The sequence below is a fragment of the Cryobacterium sp. BB736 genome, from assembly GCF_014980265.1.
Classification (GTDB): Bacteria; Actinomycetota; Actinomycetes; order Actinomycetales; family Microbacteriaceae; genus Terrimesophilobacter.
The window spans coordinates 109,123-126,637 of record NZ_JABXWQ010000002.1 but is presented as its reverse complement, the minus strand read 5'-3'; the positions used below and the strand labels follow the sequence as shown (position 1 = coordinate 126,637).

The 17,515-nt window shown below is 67.3% G+C and carries 19 protein-coding genes; 17 read left to right on the top strand and 2 right to left on the bottom strand.

Annotated features, from left to right (window positions below):
* Positions 1 to 10: 10 nt before the first annotated feature.
* The 9 genes from ftsZ to dnaE all read left to right on the top strand — a co-directional run bounded on the left by ftsZ (position 11) and on the right by dnaE (position 9,033).
* Entirely contained in the window at positions 11 to 1,168 is a 1,158-nt protein-coding gene (gene ftsZ / locus IRG63_RS07045; RefSeq protein ID WP_168627142.1) for a cell division protein FtsZ, read from the top strand.
* The gene (locus IRG63_RS07040) at positions 1,165 to 1,848 is read left to right on the top strand and encodes a YggS family pyridoxal phosphate-dependent enzyme (protein ID WP_168627143.1); all 684 of its coding nucleotides are present in this window, start codon (positions 1,165 to 1,167) and stop codon (positions 1,846 to 1,848) included. The genes ftsZ and IRG63_RS07040 overlap by 4 nt, the downstream gene beginning before the upstream one ends.
* Before the next feature lie 32 nt (positions 1,849 to 1,880).
* Positions 1,881 to 2,384 (top strand): cell division protein SepF, encoded by a 504-nt coding sequence (locus IRG63_RS07035; RefSeq protein ID WP_193509661.1) that lies wholly within the window; start codon positions 1,881 to 1,883, stop codon positions 2,382 to 2,384.
* Positions 2,385 to 2,403: 19 nt separating this feature from the next.
* The gene (locus tag IRG63_RS07030; protein WP_168627145.1) at positions 2,404 to 2,700 is read left to right on the top strand and encodes a YggT family protein; all 297 of its coding nucleotides are present in this window, start codon (positions 2,404 to 2,406) and stop codon (positions 2,698 to 2,700) included.
* 237 nt (positions 2,701 to 2,937) lie between these two features.
* Positions 2,938 to 3,624, top strand: coding sequence for a DivIVA domain-containing protein (locus tag IRG63_RS07025; RefSeq protein ID WP_168627146.1), 687 nt, complete (start codon positions 2,938 to 2,940; stop codon positions 3,622 to 3,624).
* A gap of 40 nt (positions 3,625 to 3,664) precedes the next feature.
* Entirely contained in the window at positions 3,665 to 4,171 is a 507-nt protein-coding gene (gene lspA, locus IRG63_RS07020; RefSeq protein ID WP_193509660.1) for a signal peptidase II, read from the top strand.
* Positions 4,172 to 4,176: 5 nt separating this feature from the next.
* On the top strand, positions 4,177 to 5,100 hold the full coding sequence (locus IRG63_RS07015) for an RluA family pseudouridine synthase (protein ID WP_168627148.1): 924 nt from the start codon (positions 4,177 to 4,179) through the stop codon (positions 5,098 to 5,100).
* Positions 5,101 to 5,139: 39 nt separating this feature from the next.
* Entirely contained in the window at positions 5,140 to 5,484 is a 345-nt protein-coding gene (locus tag IRG63_RS07010) for a hypothetical protein (protein ID WP_168627149.1), read from the top strand.
* A gap of 87 nt (positions 5,485 to 5,571) precedes the next feature.
* On the top strand, positions 5,572 to 9,033 hold the full coding sequence (dnaE, locus tag IRG63_RS07005; RefSeq protein ID WP_370566210.1) for a DNA polymerase III subunit alpha: 3,462 nt from the start codon (positions 5,572 to 5,574) through the stop codon (positions 9,031 to 9,033).
* A 7-nt stretch (positions 9,034 to 9,040) separates the two neighbouring features.
* On the opposite strand, the gene IRG63_RS07000 is transcribed toward dnaE, so the two are convergent.
* Positions 9,041 to 9,553 (bottom strand): flavin reductase family protein, encoded by a 513-nt coding sequence (locus tag IRG63_RS07000; protein ID WP_168627151.1) that lies wholly within the window; start codon positions 9,551 to 9,553, stop codon positions 9,041 to 9,043.
* 62 nt (positions 9,554 to 9,615) lie between these two features.
* On the opposite strand from IRG63_RS07000, the gene hisD reads away from it, so the two are divergent.
* The 5 genes from hisD (at position 9,616) to IRG63_RS06975 (ending at position 13,923) form a co-directional block, all read left to right on the top strand.
* On the top strand, positions 9,616 to 10,923 hold the full coding sequence (hisD, locus tag IRG63_RS06995; RefSeq protein ID WP_193509658.1) for a histidinol dehydrogenase: 1,308 nt from the start codon (positions 9,616 to 9,618) through the stop codon (positions 10,921 to 10,923).
* Between the two features lie 62 nt (positions 10,924 to 10,985).
* The gene (gene nrdR / locus IRG63_RS06990; RefSeq protein WP_168627153.1) at positions 10,986 to 11,468 is read left to right on the top strand and encodes a transcriptional regulator NrdR; all 483 of its coding nucleotides are present in this window, start codon (positions 10,986 to 10,988) and stop codon (positions 11,466 to 11,468) included.
* Between the two features lie 67 nt (positions 11,469 to 11,535).
* Positions 11,536 to 12,561 (top strand): quinone-dependent dihydroorotate dehydrogenase, encoded by a 1,026-nt coding sequence (locus IRG63_RS06985; protein WP_193509657.1) that lies wholly within the window; start codon positions 11,536 to 11,538, stop codon positions 12,559 to 12,561.
* A 20-nt stretch (positions 12,562 to 12,581) separates the two neighbouring features.
* Positions 12,582 to 12,866, top strand: coding sequence for a hypothetical protein (locus tag IRG63_RS06980; protein WP_168627155.1), 285 nt, complete (start codon positions 12,582 to 12,584; stop codon positions 12,864 to 12,866).
* A gap of 37 nt (positions 12,867 to 12,903) precedes the next feature.
* The gene (locus tag IRG63_RS06975) at positions 12,904 to 13,923 is read left to right on the top strand and encodes an LLM class flavin-dependent oxidoreductase (RefSeq protein ID WP_168627156.1); all 1,020 of its coding nucleotides are present in this window, start codon (positions 12,904 to 12,906) and stop codon (positions 13,921 to 13,923) included.
* An 85-nt stretch (positions 13,924 to 14,008) separates the two neighbouring features.
* Here IRG63_RS06975 and IRG63_RS06970 read toward each other — a convergent pair whose 3' ends face one another.
* Entirely contained in the window at positions 14,009 to 14,584 is a 576-nt protein-coding gene (locus IRG63_RS06970; protein ID WP_349236178.1) for a DUF3043 domain-containing protein, read from the bottom strand.
* Between the two features lie 39 nt (positions 14,585 to 14,623).
* On the opposite strand from IRG63_RS06970, the gene IRG63_RS06965 reads away from it, so the two are divergent.
* The 3 genes from IRG63_RS06965 to coxB all read left to right on the top strand — a co-directional run bounded on the left by IRG63_RS06965 (position 14,624) and on the right by coxB (position 17,513).
* Positions 14,624 to 16,039, top strand: coding sequence for a dipeptidase (locus tag IRG63_RS06965; protein WP_168627158.1), 1,416 nt, complete (start codon positions 14,624 to 14,626; stop codon positions 16,037 to 16,039).
* A 47-nt stretch (positions 16,040 to 16,086) separates the two neighbouring features.
* A complete protein-coding gene (erpA, locus tag IRG63_RS06960) occupies positions 16,087 to 16,440 on the top strand; it encodes an iron-sulfur cluster insertion protein ErpA (RefSeq protein ID WP_168627159.1) in 354 nt (117 codons plus the stop codon).
* 188 nt (positions 16,441 to 16,628) lie between these two features.
* Positions 16,629 to 17,513 (top strand): cytochrome c oxidase subunit II, encoded by an 885-nt coding sequence (coxB, locus tag IRG63_RS06955; RefSeq protein ID WP_168627160.1) that lies wholly within the window; start codon positions 16,629 to 16,631, stop codon positions 17,511 to 17,513.
* Positions 17,514 to 17,515 lie beyond the last annotated feature (2 nt).

Below are 17,515 nucleotides of genomic sequence, written 5' to 3'. Positions count from 1 at the left end.
GAGGCCGGACGTGACATCGAATCAGAACTACCTCGCCGTCATCAAGGTGGTCGGCATCGGCGGTGGTGGCGTGAACGCCGTCAACCGCATGATCGAGATGGGACTCCGCGGAGTCGAGTTCATCGCGATCAACACCGATGCGCAGGCGCTGCTCATGAGCGACGCCGACGTCAAGCTGGACGTCGGACGGGAACTGACCCGCGGCCTTGGTGCTGGAGCCGACCCCGAGGTCGGTCGCCGTGCCGCGGAAGACCACGCCGAGGAGATCGAAGAGGCCCTGGCCGGCGCCGACATGGTGTTCGTCACCGCGGGTGAGGGCGGCGGCACCGGAACGGGTGGCGCCCCGGTCGTCGCGCGCATCGCCAAGTCGATCGGCGCTCTCACGATCGGTGTCGTCACCAAGCCGTTCGGCTTCGAAGGCAAGCGCCGGGCGGCCCAGGCCGAGGATGGCGTTGCGGTTCTGAAGGGTGAGGTCGACACCCTCATCGTCGTCCCGAACGACCGCCTCCTGGAGATCAGCGATCGTGGCATCAGCTTCCTCGAAGCGTTCGCGACCGCCGACCAGGTGCTCCTCGCCGGCGTGCAGGGCATCACCGACCTCATCACGACGCCGGGCCTGATCAACCTCGACTTCGCCGACGTGAAGTCGGTCATGCAGGGTGCCGGTTCGGCACTCATGGGCATCGGATCCTCTCGTGGTGCCGACCGGGCGATCAAGGCCGCAGAACTCGCGGTCGCGAGCCCGCTGCTCGAGGCCAGCATCGACGGCGCGCACGGCGTGCTGCTGTCCATCCAGGGCGGCTCGAACCTCGGCATCTTCGAGATCAACGACGCGGCCCGCCTGGTGCAGGAAGCCGTGCACCCCGAGGCGAACATCATCTTCGGCGCGGTGATCGACGACACCCTGGGCGACGAGGTGCGCGTCACCGTCATCGCGGCCGGATTCGACGGTGGCGAGCCTGCGACTCGCAAGGCCGACCGTCGCTCCAACTACGTCACCGCCGGAGCGGTCGCGCCCGCGGTCACCTCCGCCGCCGTCGCAGAACCGGTCGCCGAACCCGCCAGCACGCCGGTGTGGGGCGCCGAGCCCGAGGTGCCGGTCCCCAGCGCCGACCCGGCGTTCGATGACGCCAGCGACGACCTGGACATCCCCGACTTCCTGAAATGACCGATCAGTCCGCGCCGCTTGCTGAGCGGGTCGCGACGGTGCAGCAGCAGCTGGCGGATGCCGCGCGCGAGGCCGGACGCGACCCGGGCGAGCTGACGACGATCGTCGTCACCAAGTTCCACCCCGCGTCGCTCGTGCGCGAGCTCGCCGCGCTCGGCATGCGCGACATCGGCGAGAACCGGCATCAGGAGGCTCACGCCAAGGCGGCGGAACTGACCGACGTGGACGTGCGCTGGCATTTCGTCGGCCAGTTGCAGAGCAAGAAGGCCCGCGCGGTCCGCCAGTACGCCGATGTCATCCACTCCATCGACCGGGACAACCTGGTCGACGCCCTCGCATCCGACGAGAAGGAGATCGACGCGCTCATCCAGTTGAACCTGACCGACGACCCCGGCCGCGGCGGCGTCGGCGACGACGCACTGGATCAACTCGTCGAGAAGGTGCTCGAGACATCTGGTCTCAGGCTGCGCGGCGTGATGGCCGTCGCGCCGCTCGATGAGGACCCGCGCGGCGCGTTCGCGCGAGTTCGGGCGGCTTCCGAGCGGGTGCGGACGCACGCTCCGGATGCGACCTGGATCTCCGCGGGGATGTCTGGAGATTTCCGGGAAGCCATCTGGGAGGGCGCGACACACCTTCGTATCGGCACGGCAATCACCGGAAACCGGCCTCCGCGCGATTAATCTGGCAAGCAGAAGTTCTACAGGAGGACGAGATGGCAAACCCGTTGCGCAAGACCATGGTCTATTTGGGACTCGCCGACGAGGAGTTCGACTACGACGACGCTCCGCAGCAACAGCAGCAGCAACATCAGCAGCATGGCGCGCCGGCTCCCGTCCAGGCCGCAGCTCCTCACCATCAGCAGACCGGGCAGCGTGCGCCGGTGACACCGCTGCGCCGAGCGACCCCGGTCAAGGCGGCGCCGCAGGCCGAGCTCAACGAGATCCTCACCGTGCACCCGCGCCAGTACAAGGACGCCCAGGTCATCGCCGAGAGCTTCCGTGAGGGCATCCCGGTCATCATCAACCTGTCCCAGATGAGCGAACCGGAGGCGCGTCGCCTCGTGGACTTCGCCAGCGGACTCTCTCAGGGCCTCTATGGCAAAATCGAGCGTGTGACGAACAAGGTATTTCTGCTCTCACCCGCTCACGTCGCAGTGAGCGGCGACGAGGCCGAACTCGACGCGGACGTGGACGCGTCGTTCTTCCCGCAAGCGTGAGTCGGTTCGGGCGGTTCTGATGGCGATCATCGGGACCATCCTCTATTACGCCCTGCTGCTGTACCTGCTGGTGCTGTGGGCGCGCTTCATCCTGGACCTGGTTCGCGCGTTCGCCAGGCAATGGCGTCCCCGCGGCTTCGGTTTGGTCATCGCGGAGATCATCTACGCTCTGACCGACCCGCCCATCCGGGCGGTGCGCCGAGTCGTACCGCCGCTGCGCGTCGGCGGCGCTGCGCTCGACTTCGCCTGGAGCATCGTCATGCTCGCGGTGATCATCCTCATCTACGTCGCGCTCGCACTGGCTCGCGTCGGGTAGGGGCGGCGCGAATGGGGGCTCCCGCCGGAGCGGACGCCCCGCTATCCTGTAGCGCATCCGGTCCCTGGGAGGTTACGCGCAAGGTGGCTGTGTACTCTTGACAAGCAGGTCGTTCGATCCTTTGGTTCGGACACGCGGCCGCACCGTAAGCGGCACTTACGACCGGTGGGGGATTATTTGTTAGCGTTACTGGTACGTCTCTCCTGACGCGCCCGATGAGTTGTGAAGGTGGCACCAATGGCCCTGACGCCTGAAGATGTGGTCAACAAGCGGTTTGAACCGACCCGGTTCCGTGAGGGCTACGACCAGGATGAGGTCGACGATTTTCTCGACGAGGTCGTCGTCGAGTTGCGTCGCCTGAATCAGGAGAACGAGGAACTGCGCCAGCGACTGGCTGCGAGCGAGGCGCGTATCAACGAGCTGCAGCGCAGCGGTGCATCGGCTCCCGCTGCCGCTCCGGTGCAGCCCGCTGTTACCGAGGCCGCCCCGGTCGCACCCGCCCCGGCGCCGGTCCCCGCACCCGCGGTGTTCCCCGCGCCTGTGCAGGACGACCCCACGAGCACCAACAACCTGCTTCAGCTCGCGCGCCGTCTCCACGAGGAGCACGTGCGTGAGGGCGCCGAGAAGCGCGACGCGCTCATCGCCGAGGGGCACGCCACCGCCGCACGGATCGTCGGCGAGGCCGAGGCGCAGCAGCGTGCCCGCCTCAGCACCCTCGAGCAGGAGCGCACCGCACTCGAGCAGAAGATCGACGAACTGCGCACCTTCGAGCGCGAGTACCGCCAGAAGCTGAAGGGCCACCTCGAGGGTCTGCTCAGCGACCTCGACTCGTCAGCGGTGACCAGCGGCGCACCCGCATCGGTCGACTACGGTTCCGTGCCGACACCGCCTCCGGCAAGCTTCCAGGGCTTTGGCGGCAACTGAGCCGAAGGCCCGAACCCAGGCGCTAACGAGCGCGAGGGCGTTGATCGTCCTCGCGCTCGTCGCTGTCTTGGTCTACGGCCTCGACCAGCTCAGCAAGTTCCTCATCATCTCGTCGATGGACATCGGGGAGATGTTCCCCGTCTTGGGTCAGCTCCTGCAGTTCCACTTCGTGAAGAATCCGGGCGCGGCATTCTCGCTCGCGAGCGGCAGCACGTGGGTGTTCTCGATCGTCGCCACCGGCGTGACGATCTTCATCATCTGGTACGCGCGACGCATCCGATCGCTCAGCTGGGCGATCCTGTTCGGGATGCTGCTGGGCGGCACCCTGGGGAACCTCACCGACCGGTTCTTCCGTGACCCGGGCTTCGCGATCGGCCATGTGATCGACTTCATCCAGGTCTGGGGTTTCCCGGCGATCTTCAACGTCGCGGACATCTTCATCGTCTCCAGCATGGGGTTGTTCATCCTGCTGACCATCCGCGGCGTCGGACTCGACGGTCGGCGGCACGCCGGAGCGCAGTCGGCCGCGGATACCGGCGAGAAGTAGGAGCCATGGAATCTCGCAGCCTGCCGGTGCCAGACGGCCTGGTCGGCGAACGTGCCGACTCGGCGTTGTCCAAGCTCCTCGGATTCTCCCGCAGCTTCGCGGCCGAGGTCATCGACGCCGGCGGGGTGACCGCCAACGGGCAGACCCTCGGCAAGTCGGATCGGCTGGCACGCGACGCGTGGCTCGAAGTGCAGTGGCAGCCGAAAGAGGCTCCGGCCGTCGTCCCGCTCGCGGTGCCAGAGCTCACGATCGTGCATGATGACGACGACATCGTCGTGGTGGACAAGCCGATCGGGGTGGCAGCGCATCCGTCGATCGGCTGGGACGGCCCGACCGTGCTCGGCGCCCTTGCCGCAGCCGGCTTCCGGGTCAGCACCTCCGGCGCTTCTGAGCGAGCCGGCATCGTGCACCGGCTCGACGCCGGAACGAGCGGCCTCATGGTGGTGGCGAAGAGCGAGCGCGCCTACAGCGACTTGAAGCGCCAGTTCCACGACCGGGAGGTGGACAAGATCTACCACGCGGTGGTGCAGGGGCATCCGGATCCGCTGACCGGCACCATTGACGCGCCGATCGGTCGTCACCCGGGCTCGAAGTGGAAGTTCGCGGTGGTCTCCGACGGCAAGCCGTCGATCACCCACTACGAGACCCTCGAGGCGTTCCCGAGCGCGAGCCTGATCGAGGTGCACCTGGAGACCGGGCGAACCCACCAGATCCGGGTGCACATGGCAGCCCAGCGGCACCCGTGCGTCGGCGACAGCATGTACGGCGCCGACCCGACGATCACCGCGCGGCTGGGTCTGACGAGACAGTGGCTGCACGCCGTACGGCTGGGCTTCACCCACCCGGGAGCGCGGGAGTACGTCGAGTTCCGCACCGGGTACCCGGATGACCTCCAGCACGCGCTCGACGAACTCCGCCGCGCCTCCTGACGCGGCTTCTTGGTCGGGCGACCCTCGTAGGCTGGTGACGTGGGCTACTTCGTCATCGCACTCGGGGTGATCATCCTGATCAGCAACATCACCACCCTGACCCGCAGTCCGCGGCCGACGCACATCAACGGCCTGCGCCGACGCAAGGACAGCGAATCGGATGCCGCGTGGGAAGCGGGTTTGAAGCTCTACCTGCCGTTCAGCATCGCTGTCGGGATCATCGGAATTGTCGGCGGCGCCGTCGGGCTGTTCATGGGCGAGAGGGAGTTCGTGGTCCTCGGCATCACGCTCGTGCTGATGATTCTCGTTGCCATCGTCGGAGCCGTGCTGTTCGACCGACGCGTCAAGCGCGAGGCGCGACGGGAAGCCGGTGGTGGGTCTTAGGCTGGAGGCCCACCCTCGTTACTCGGAGATTCATTGCCCACCAGCAGCGACTCATTCGTGCACCTGCACGTGCACAGCGAATACTCGATGCTTGACGGCGCCGCCCGCGTCGCCCCGCTCATCCAAGCCGCCGTCGAACAGGGGATGCCGGCGATCGCCGTCACCGACCACGGTCAGACCTTCGGCGCATTCGACTTCTGGCGCACAGCCACCGACGCCGGAATCAAGCCGATCATCGGCATGGAGGCGTACGTAACCCCTGGCACCCACCGCAGCGACAAGACCCGCGTGCGCTGGGGCGACGGCGGCGAGAACGACGTCTCCGGCTCGGGTGCGTACACCCACATGACGCTGCTCTCGGAGTCCACCGAGGGCATGCACAATCTGTTCCGGTTGTCCTCGCTGGCTTCCATGGAGGGCTACTACTTCAAGCCGCGCATCGACCGGGAGCTGCTGCACAGCTACGGCAAGGGTCTGATCGCAACCACCGGATGCCCCAGCGGCGAGATCCAGACTCGGTTGCGGCTCGGCCAGTACGAAGAGGCGAAACGGGCCGCGGGCGAGCTGCGCGACGTGTTCGGCGCGGAGAACTTCTTCTGCGAGCTCATGGACCACGGCCTCGACATCGAGCGGCGGGTGCAGAGCGACCTGCTGCGGCTCGCCAAGGAACTGGGCCTGCCGCTGGTCGCCACCAACGACCTGCACTACACGCACGCGCACGACGCGGGCAGCCACGCGGCGCTGCTGTGCGTGCAGTCCGGTTCGACGCTGAACGACCCAAACCGCTTCAAGTTCGACACCGACGAGTTCTACCTGAAGACGGCGGCGGAGATGCGGCACATCTTCCGGGACTATCCGGAGGCGTGCGACAACACGCTGCTCATCGCCGAGCGAGCGGGCGTGCAGTTCAACACCCAGGCGAACTACATGCCTCGCTTCCCGGTGCCGGAGGGCGAGACCGAGGACACCTGGTTCGTCAAGGAGGTCCAGGACGGCCTGAAGGCGCGCTACCCGAACGGCATCCCACAGTACGTGCAGGAGCGCGCAGACTACGAGATCGGCGTCATCTCGCAGATGGGCTTCGCCGGCTACTTCCTGGTCGTCGCCGACTTCATCAACTGGTCTAAGCGCAACGGCATCCGGGTCGGTCCGGGCCGTGGCTCCGGCGCCGGCTCGATGGCCGCTTACGCGATGCGTATCACCGACCTCGACCCGATCGAGCACGGGCTGATCTTCGAGCGGTTCCTGAACCCCGACCGCGTCTCGATGCCCGACTTCGATGTGGACTTCGACGACCGCCGCCGCGGCGAGGTCATCCGCTACGTGACCGAGAAGTATGGCGACGAGCGGGTCGCGCAGATCGTCACCTACGGCACCATCAAGGCCAAGCAGGCGCTCAAGGACTCCTCGCGCGTGCTCGGCTTCCCGTTCGGCATGGGGGAGAAGCTCACCAAGGCGATGCCGCCTGCGGTCATGGGCAAGGACATCCCGCTCACCGGTGTGTTCGACAAGGCCCACCCGCGGTACAAGGAAGCGGTCGACCTCCGCACCGTCGTCGAGACGGACCCGGATGCGCGGACCGTCTTCGACACCGCGCTCGGCCTGGAGAACCTGAAGCGGCAGTGGGGCGTGCACGCGGCCGGCGTCATCATGTCGAGCGAGCCGCTGATCGACATCATCCCGATCATGAAGCGGGAGCAGGACGGGCAGACAGTCACCCAGTTCGACTACCCGGCGTGCGAGTCGCTCGGCCTGATCAAGATGGACTTCCTGGGGCTGCGCAACCTCACCATCATCGACGACGCCCTCGACAACATCGAGTCGAACCGCGGCGAGCGCCCGGTGCTCGAGGATCTGGCCCTGGACGACCCGGCAGCATACGAACTGCTGGCGCGGGGCGACACGCTGGGGGTGTTCCAGCTCGATGGCGGGCCGATGCGCGGCCTGCTCCGCCTCATGAAGCCCGACAACTTCGAGGACATCTCGGCTGTGCTTGCCCTATACCGGCCGGGACCGATGGGTGCCGACTCTCACACCAACTATGCGCTGCGCAAGAACGGGCAGCAGAAGATCGACTACATCCATCCGGAGCTCTCTGAGGCGCTCCAGGATGTTCTTGGCACCACCTACGGGCTGATCGTCTACCAAGAGCAGGTCATGTCGATCGCGCAGAAGCTGGCCGGGTTCACCCTCGCCCAAGCGGACCTGCTGCGGCGTGCCATGGGCAAGAAGAAAAAGTCCGAACTGGACAAGCAGTACGAAGACTTCAGCGCCGGCATGCTGGAACGCGGCTACTCGACGGGTGCGATCAAGACGCTCTGGGACATCCTGCTGCCGTTCTCCGACTACGCGTTCAACAAGGCGCACTCCGCCGCGTACGGCGTCATCTCGTACTGGACCGCCTACCTGAAGGCGCACTATCCGGCCGAGTACATGGCCGCGCTGCTGACGAGCGTCGGCGACTCCAAGGACAAGCTTGCGGTGTACCTCAACGAGTGCCGCCGCATGGGCATCAAGGTGCTGCCGCCCGACATCAACGAGTCCATCGGGTTCTTCGCCGCCGTCGGCACCGACATCCGGTTCGGCCTCGGCGCTGTGCGCAACGTCGGGTTCAACGTCGTCGAGGCGATCAAGACCGCGCGCGAGCAGAAGGGCCGCTTCACCGCGTTCCATGACTTCCTCGGCAAAGTGCCCATCCCGGTGGCGAACAAGCGAACGGTCGAATCGCTCATCAAGGCCGGCGCCTTCGACTCGTTCGGCTCGACCCGGCGCGCGCTCATGGAGATCCACGAGGACGCGGTGGACTCGGCCGTGTCCCAGAAGCGCGCGGAGGCGAACGGCCAGGTCGGGTTTGACTTCGACAGCCTGTGGGAGGAGCCGCCGGCCGAGAGCCAGGTGCCGGTGCGACCAGAGTGGTCCAAGCGCGACAAGCTCGCGTTCGAGCGGGAGATGCTCGGGCTGTACGTCAGCGACCACCCGCTCGCCGGCCTTGAGCTGCAGCTGGCGAAGCACGCATCCATCGGCATCCACGATCTTCTCGAGGGGGAGACCGTCGAGGACGGCGACATCGTGACGATCGCCGGCCTGCTCACCAGCGTGCAGTTCCGCACCGCGAAGAACTCCGGCAACCAGTACGGCATGGTGCAGGTCGAGGACTTCGGCGGCGAGATCAACGTGATGTTCCTCGGCAAGACGTTCCTGGAGTTCCAGCCGCAGCTGTTGGCCGACAGCATCGCGGTCATCCGGGGTCGGGTGAGCGTGCGCGACGACGGCATCAACCTGCAGGCGATCAGCCTGATGGTGCCCGACCTGGGCAACGCGATGGACACCGGGCCGCTGATCATCTCCCTGCCAGAGCAGCGTGCGACGACGGATGTCGTGACCGCGCTGAGCGAGGTCCTCGGCCGGCACCGTGGCGAGAACGAGGTCCGCCTGAAGCTCATGACCAGGGGGAGCGCGCGGGTGTTCGAGGTGCCGTACCCGGTGAAGGTGACGCCCGACCTGTACGGGGAGCTGAAGGGGCTGCTCGGCCCGAACTGCCTGACCTGACCCCCGGTCAGTCGAGCGGGTGCAGCCGGTGGTAGGCGCGCTCGAAGTAGAGCAGCGCCTCATCGTCGGCGCCGAGCGCGCCATCCTGGATCTGCACCACCACAACCGCGTTGCCGTGGTGCGGATGCCTGCCGATGATGCGTCCGAGCATCCAGGCCGGGACGTCCTTCAGCAGCGGCAGCCCGGCCGGCCCCGGCTGCCAGTGGTCGCCGTTGAAGCGATCCTCGTGCCGGCCGGACATGCGTTCGGCGATCGCCCGGTTGCGCGAGCCGAGCATGTGGATGAGCACATGTTCGGTGCCCTCGATGGCCGGCCACGCGGTCGAGACGCGCGCCATGTTGAAGCTCGCCATCGGCGGGACGGCCGCGAGCGATGCGAGCGAGGTGGCGGTGAACCCCACGGGAAGGCCATCGGGGGTTCGGCCGGTGATGACTGACACGCCGGCTGCGAGCCTGCGGAACGCCTGCTTGAAGGCGTCGATGTCGTGGGCGATGTCGCGCGTGTCCTCTGGAGTTGCCATGTCGTTGACCTCAAGTCGCTTAGGAGGGGGCGGTATTCCCGCGCCGTATGCTTGAAGCCGCCATGATTCAGACGATAGACCTCCGCGGCAGGGACTTCAGCCGCAGCGAGTTGCGCACAATCATTCCGCGTGCCCAGACGGATGTCTCGGTCGCGATCGCGACCGCCGCCGAGCTCATCGAGGGCGTGCGGGAGCGCGGGTCAGCCGCCCTGCTTGACCAGGCGGAGCGGCTCGATGGGGTGCGGCCGACGTCGCTGCGGGTGGAGGCATCCGCCATCGAGGCCGCCGTCGACGCACTGGACCCGGCGGTGCGGGAGGCGCTCGAGGAGGCGATCTACCGCGTCGGCGAGGCATCCGCCGCGCAACTTCCGCCACCGGCGGTGACTGCGCTCGGGCAAGGTGCGCAGGTCGAGCAGCGCTGGCAGCCGATCCACCGTGTCGGCTTCTACGTGCCGGGCGGCAAGGCGGTCTACCCATCGAGCGTCGTGATGAACGTCGTGCCGGCGATGGCCGCGGGCGTGAAGTCGGTGGCGATCGTGTCGCCGCCGCAGAAGGCGTTCGGCGGTTCGGTGCACCCGACCATCCTCGGGGCGGCCGGGCTGCTCGGCGTCGAGGAGGTCTACGCCATCGGCGGTGCCGGGGCGATCGGGGCGCTCGCGTGGGGAGTGCCTGACATCGGTCTCGAGCCGGTCGAGCTCATCACCGGCCCCGGCAACGTGTACGTCGCGGCCGCGAAGCGCCTCGTGCGCGGTGTGGTCGGCATCGACGCGGAAGCGGGGCCGACCGAGATCCTGATCATCGCGGATTCAGGGGCCGACCCGTACCTGGTCGCGGCCGACCTCATCAGCCAGGCGGAACACGACGAACTGGCCGCAGCGGTGCTCGTCACCGACTCCGCCGAGCTCGCCGAACTCGTGGACGCCGAGGTCGCGCGGCTCGCCTCCGAGGCGCACCACCGCGAGCGGGTGGCTGCCGCCCTGAAGGGACGCCAGTCGGCGATCGTGGTGGTCGACGACCTGCACGCTGCCGCGCGGCTGAGCAACGCGTACGGCCCGGAGCATCTCGAGCTGCAGACCGAGGACCCGGATGCTGTGCTCGCCGAGATCGACAGCGCAGGGGCGATCTTCGTCGGGGCCAACGCGCCGGTGAGTCTCGGCGATTACCTCGCCGGGTCGAATCACGTGCTGCCGACCGGCGGGCAGGCCAGGTTCTCGTCGGGTCTCGGCGCGTACACCTTCCTGCGGCCGCAACAGGTCGTCCGTTACTCGCGCGACGCACTCGCGGAGGTCGAGCGGCGCATCCGGGCACTCGCCACCGCGGAGGACCTGCCGGCCCACGCCGACGCGGTCACCGCGCGCTTCGCCGACTGACGCGCCATGCCGAGGGCGGCCTCAGCGGTTCTCTGGGGCCGGTGACGTAACCTTGAGGCACCATGTTCTGCCCGTTCTGCAGGTTTCCTGACTCGCGCGTGATCGACTCACGCACGAGTGACGACGGGCTGTCCATCCGCCGCCGTCGGCAATGCCCGGAGTGCGGTCGCCGGTTCAGCACCACCGAGACCGCGAGCCTCAACGTGGTGAAGCGCAGCGGTGTGGTTGAACCGTTCAGCCGCGAGAAGATCGTCTCCGGCGTGCGCAAGGCCTGCCAGGGACGCCCGGTGACGGACACCGATCTCGCTGTGCTCGCGCAACGGGTGGAGGAGTCCATCCGGGCCACCGGCGCGTCGCAGATCGACGCAAACGACATCGGGCTCGCCATCCTGCCACCGTTGCGAGAACTCGACGAGGTCGCCTACCTGCGCTTCGCAAGCGTCTACCAGGCGTTCGAGTCGCTCGAGGACTTCGAGTCTGCCATCACGCTGCTGCGCGTCGAGCGGGAGACCGAACAGCGCGAATCGGATGCGCTGAGCGAGTAGACCGCCCGGTCCGGCTCGCGACTGGCGGGCAGAGGGCGCGCCGGTCAGCCGGTAGCCTTGCCACGGCATGTATCGCGCACTCTTCACTCTCGTCCTCTCGCGGCTTGACCCCGAGCGAGCCCACCATCTGGCGATGATCGTCATTCGCGGCATCGCGGCGACCGGCCTCGGGCGGATCGTGCGGCGCTTCACCCGGGCGGATGCCCGCCTCGCGGTGCAGACGCTCGGCCTGCGGTTCTCGTCGCCATTCGGGGTGGCGGCCGGCTTCGACAAGGACGGCGCAGCCATCCGCGGTCTCGGCCAACTCGGCTTCGGACATGTCGAGATCGGCACCGTGACCGCCCGCCCGCAGCCGGGCAACGAGAAGCCGCGGCTGTTCCGCTTGGTCGCCGACCGCGCGGTCATCAACCGGATGGGCTTCAACAACCACGGTTCGGCGGAGGCCGCGAAGCGTCTCGCGCGCGAGAAAACCAGGCCGGGCCGGCCGGTGATCGGCGCCAACATCGGCAAGTCGCGCGTGGTCGAGGTCGACCAGGCGATCGACGACTACCTGGAGAGCACGCGCCTGCTCGCTCCGCTTGCCGACTATCTGGCGGTCAATGTCAGCTCACCGAACACGCCCGGACTGCGCGGCCTGCAGGAGATCGACAAGCTCGAGCCGCTGCTGAAGGCGGTGCGTGGGGCGGCGGGGGAGACGCCCGTGCTCGTGAAGATCGCCCCCGACCTGACCGACGACGAGGTGCGCGCGATCGCCGAACTGACCATCCGGCTCGGGCTGTCGGGCATGATCGCGACCAACACCACGATTTCGCGGGCCGACCTGAAGAGCGATCCGGCCGTCGTCGAGAAGGCGGGCGCCGGCGGACTGTCCGGAGCGCCGCTTGCTGCCCGGTCGTTGGAGGTGCTGCGCGTCATCCGCTCGGTCGTCCCGCCCGAGCTGTGCGTGATCTCGGTCGGTGGGGTGGAAAGCGCGGCGGATGTCGCGGAACGGCTCGCCGCCGGGGCGACCCTTGTGCAGGGCTACACCGCGTTCCTCTACCGCGGCCCGCTCTGGGCGCGCCAGATCAACCGCGGACTGCGCGCACTGCGCTGAGTGACGTGCCGTCGTTTCGAGTGACCGTCACCGTGGGCGAACTGCGGGTCGGTGCGACCGCCGACAGCGTGCTGCCCACCGCCACCGCGGCGGTTGCCGAAATGGCGAACGTTGAGGCCGCCGATGTCGGTGTTCGCCGCGGTCGTGCTCAGCTGACCGTCCGTTTCACGGGCGACGACGACGAGACCGCGATGCAGCTGGGCGCTCACGTCGCATCCGTCGTCGACACCGTCGCGCGCGTCATCGACTGGAGCGTCACGCGGAGGGTGCGCGGCGATTGGCTGCCGGTCGCGCCAGCGCGCTGACGGGAATACGGGGGAGCGAGCGTACGCTGACCCCATCATGAAACGCATCGGCTTCCTCAGTTTCGGCCACTACCAGGACGTTCCCGGATCGCTCGTCCTCACGGCTCAGGACGCGTTGCTGCAGTCGATCGAACTGGCGGTCGCTGCCGAGGAACTGGGCGCCGACGGCGCGTTCGTGCGGGTGCACCACTTCGCACCGCAACTCGCATCACCGTTCCCGCTGCTGGCGGCGATGGGGGCGCGGACCAGCACGATAGAACTCGGCACGGGCGTCATCGACATGCGCTACGAAAATCCGCTCTACATGGCTGAAGAGGCGGCTGCGGCCGACTTGATCAGCAACGGGCGGCTGCAACTCGGAGTGAGCCGCGGTTCACCCGAACCCGCCATGAACGGTTACGAGGCATTCGGCTACGTGCCGGCCGAGGAGCGCACCGCGGACGACGACGCGCGCACCAAGACACAGATCTTCCTGCAGGCGATCGAGGGCGCCGCCGTGGTGGCAGCCAACCCGCAGATGACCGGACACAGCGGCGGGCTCGCGATCGAACCGCAATCACCCGGGCTGCGCGAGCGGATCTGGTGGGGCTCCGGCACCCGCGCGACCGCCAAGTGGACCGCAGAGCAGGGCATGAACCTGATGAGCTCGACACTGCTGACGGAGGACACCGGCGAGGAATTCGGTGACCTGCAGGCAGAGCAGATCCAGGTGTACCGCGATGCCTGGGTGGAAGCCGGCCATGACTGGACGCCACGCGTCTCGGTCAGCCGCAGCATCATCCCGCTGGTCACCGACGAGGACCACCACTATTTCGGCCTGCGCGCGCAGGTCGAGGGCAAGGACCAGGTCGGCCAGATCGACGGCACGCTGGCCCGGTTCGGCAAGAGCTACATCGGCGAACCGGATGCCCTGATCGAGCAACTCGCGCAGGATGCGGCGATCGAGGCAGCGGACACCTTGCTCGTCACCGTGCCGAACCAACTCGGTGTCGAGTACAACGCGCAGCTGCTCGAGAGCATCCTGAAGCACGTGGCGCCCGGGCTCGGCTGGCGCTAGCAGCTCGCACGCGAGGGACGATCACCCACGCGCCGGTCGAATTCGACCCGCGCGTGGCTATTCGACCCGCGCAAGCGCGCGGCGACTACTTCGGGTACTGCCCGCGCTTGACTTGAGGCTTCGGCAGGCGCATCGGGCGCATCTGCATGCCGCGCATCGCGGCATACCAGCGGCTGCCCTTCTGCACGTTGGCAGCGCCGAACTTCGCGGCGAGCTTCTTCTGGATCCGCATTCCCAGGAACACCCCGTCGAGCACCGACGCGATGAAGAAGGTCCACAGCACGATGATCGCGACCATCTGCACGTTGACGTCCTGAATGAACGTCAGGATGATGACCAGGAACATGACCGGGATCAGCACCTCGCCGACGTTGAACCGGGCATCCACCCAGTCACGGACGAACCGGCGCTGCGGTCCCTTGTCGCGCACCGGCAGGAACTTCTCGTCGCCGGCTGCCATGCCGAGTCGTGCCTTCTCGCGGGCCTCGGCCATCTTCGCCCGCGCCTCCTTGTTGGCAGTCTTGCGGTCGTTCGACACGAGGGGACGCTTGTTGGCGGCCTCGCGCTCCTTGCGTGTCGGGGTCGGTCGCCCCTTGCCGGAGATGCTGTCCGTGTTGAGCTCGTACTCGACGTGCTCTTCCTTGTTGCTTGGTTTCGCCACCATGGGTCCCTAAGTTCTTGTCCCGTTAAGATTACCCGCATGACCCTGACCCCACCGACCGCCGCTGTGCCCATCGAACCGCTCGCCGAGGCGGTGCAAGCCGGGCTGCCGACCGCCATCGCCGACCTGTCCGACCTCGTGCGCATCCCGTCCGTGTCCTGGGCGGCCTTCGACCCCGCACACGTCCAGAAGAGTGCGGATGCCGTCGCGGCCCTTCTCCAGGGCACCGGCGTGTTCGAATCGGTGAAGATCTCGCGCGCCACCATCGGGGAAACGGATGCGCTGGGTCAGCCCGCCGTCCTCGCCACCCGCGCCGCACGCAACGGGGCGCCGACCATCCTGCTTTACGCCCACCACGACGTGCAGCCGCCCGGCAAGGATGAGGACTGGGAGACCAGCCCGTTCGAGCCGACGGTCAAGGGCGACCGCCTGTACGGGCGCGGCGCCGCGGACGACAAGGCCGGCGTGATGGCGCACGTGGCCGCCATCCGCGCACTCGTGGAGACCACCGGGTCCGACTTCGACCTCGGCCTGGCGGTGTTCATCGAGGGGGAGGAGGAGTTCGGCTCCCGCTCCTTCAAGAACTTCCTGATGCAGCACAGGGACGAGCTCGCGGCCGACGTCATCGTCGTCGCCGACTCCGATAACTGGGACGTCGACACCCCCGCCCTGACCGTTGCGCTGCGCGGCAACGTCACCTTCCGGCTGACGATCAGCACGCTCGGCCACGCGTCGCACTCCGGGATGTTCGGGGGAGCGGTGCCGGATGCGATGCTCGCCACCACGCGACTCCTCGCCACCCTGCACGACGAGCAGGGCACCCCGGCTGTCGCCGGCCTCACCACGCACGACGCTCCGGTTCCCGACAGCGCCGAAGAGGACCTGCGCCGCGACGCCGCGCTGCTCGAGGGCGTCTCTTCGATCGGCACCGGCCCGATCCTCGAGCGCATGTGGTTCAAGCCGTCGATCACGGTGACCGGCATCGACGCCCCGGATGTCGCCAACGCGTCGAACACGCTCATCCCGTCCGTCGCGGTGCGGATCAGCGTGCGCATCGCCCCCGGACAGCGTGCAGAGGACGCCTTCGAAGCGATCAAGGCGCACCTGGAGGCGAACGCGCCGTTCGGCGCCCACCTCGCGATCGACGATGTCGACCTCGGCAACCCGTTCCTGGTCGACACCAGCGGCTGGGCGGTCGCCGAGGCGAAGCAGGCGATGGCGGATGCGTGGGGCACGGCAGCCGTGGACACCGGAGTCGGCGGCTCCATCCCGTTCATCGCGGACCTCGTCGAGCAGTTCCCGGACGCGCAGATCCTGGTCACCGGTGTCGAGGACCCCGACACGCGCGCGCACAGCCCCAACGAGTCGCTGCACCTGGGCGTTTTCAAGAGGGCGATTCTGACCGAGGCGATTCTGCTGGCCAGACTCAACGCGGGCCGTTCAGGGAACGTGTGAGGCAAGCGCGTACACTGAGAGCAGATTTCCTAGTAGGGGAGCAGTAGATGACTGACGTAACGCTGACCGAGTCCACCCACAGTGTCGGCCTCACCGACGCCGCGGCCGCCAAGGTGCGTGCGCTCACCGAGCAGGAGGGTCGTGACGACCTGCGCCTGCGCGTCGCGGTGCAGCCGGGCGGCTGCTCCGGCCTGATCTACCAGCTCTACTTCGACGAGCGGCTCCTGGACGGCGACGCGACACACGACTTCGACGGCGTCGAGGTCGTGGTGGACAAGATGAGTGCTCCGTACCTCGAGGGCGCGACCATCGACTTCGAGGACACCATCCAGAAGCAGGGCTTCACGATCGACAACCCGAACGCGGCCGGCAGCTGCGCGTGCGGCGACTCGTTCAGCTAGACACTTGCCACGTAAGGGAGTCGGATGCCACGCATCCGGCTCCCTTCGTCGTTAACCCGCGCGACCAGGAGCGCAACTCGCCCGGCGGTGCCCGGTGGACAACAGTGGGCGCGCCATTCGGAGTAGGCTTGCGGCAGGTCGAATAGACTCCTTTGTTGTACGTCCGCAGACATTCCGAGAGGTTCCAGGTGCGCTCTAAAGCCCGTCTTCGTTGGATTGCCATTCCGGTAGCGGCGGCGATTGCTCTCGTCGTAGCCGGGTGCACTCCGCAGCAGCTCCGGGGGTATATGCCTGGTGAACCAGGCATCACCAACCACACCGATGGAATCACCGGCCTATGGGTGACTTCCTGGATCGTGTTGCTGCTCGTCGGGCTCGCCGTGTGGGGCCTCATCATCTGGAGCATGGTCGTGTACCGCCGACGCAAGGGGCAGGTCGGCCTTCCGGTTCAGCTGCGCTACAACATGCCGATCGAGTTCTTCTACACGATCGTGCCGTTCATCCTCATCATCGGCTTCTTCGCCTTCACCGCGCGTGAGCAGGCCAGCATCGAACAGCCGATCGAGAACCCCGACGTGCAGATCGAGGTCCACGGCAAGCAGTGGTCGTGGGACTTCAACTACCTGAACGAGGGACCCGGCGGCGAGGGCGTCTACTACCAGGGCATTCAGGCCCAGCAGACGGACGAGAGCCCGTTCATCGATTACGACGCGCTGCCCACCCTCGTGCTGCCGGTCGGTCAGACCGTCGAGATCATCCTCGAGAGCCGCGACGTCATCCACTCCTTCTGGGTACCTGACTTCCTTTACAAAAAGGACATGATTCCCGGCAAGAGCAACCACATGTACTTCATTCCTGAGAAGGAAGGAACGTACATGGGCAAGTGCGCCGAGCTGTGCGGCGAGTTCCACTCGCTCATGCTCTTCCAGGTGGAGGTCGTCTCCGCAGACGAGTACGAGGACTACATCCAGTCACTGGCGGATGCCGGCTTCACCGGCACGATCGGCCAGGACCTTGACAGGAACCAGAACCAGCCGGGCCGTGACGCTCCGGCCATCCGGGAAAACGAGTAGGA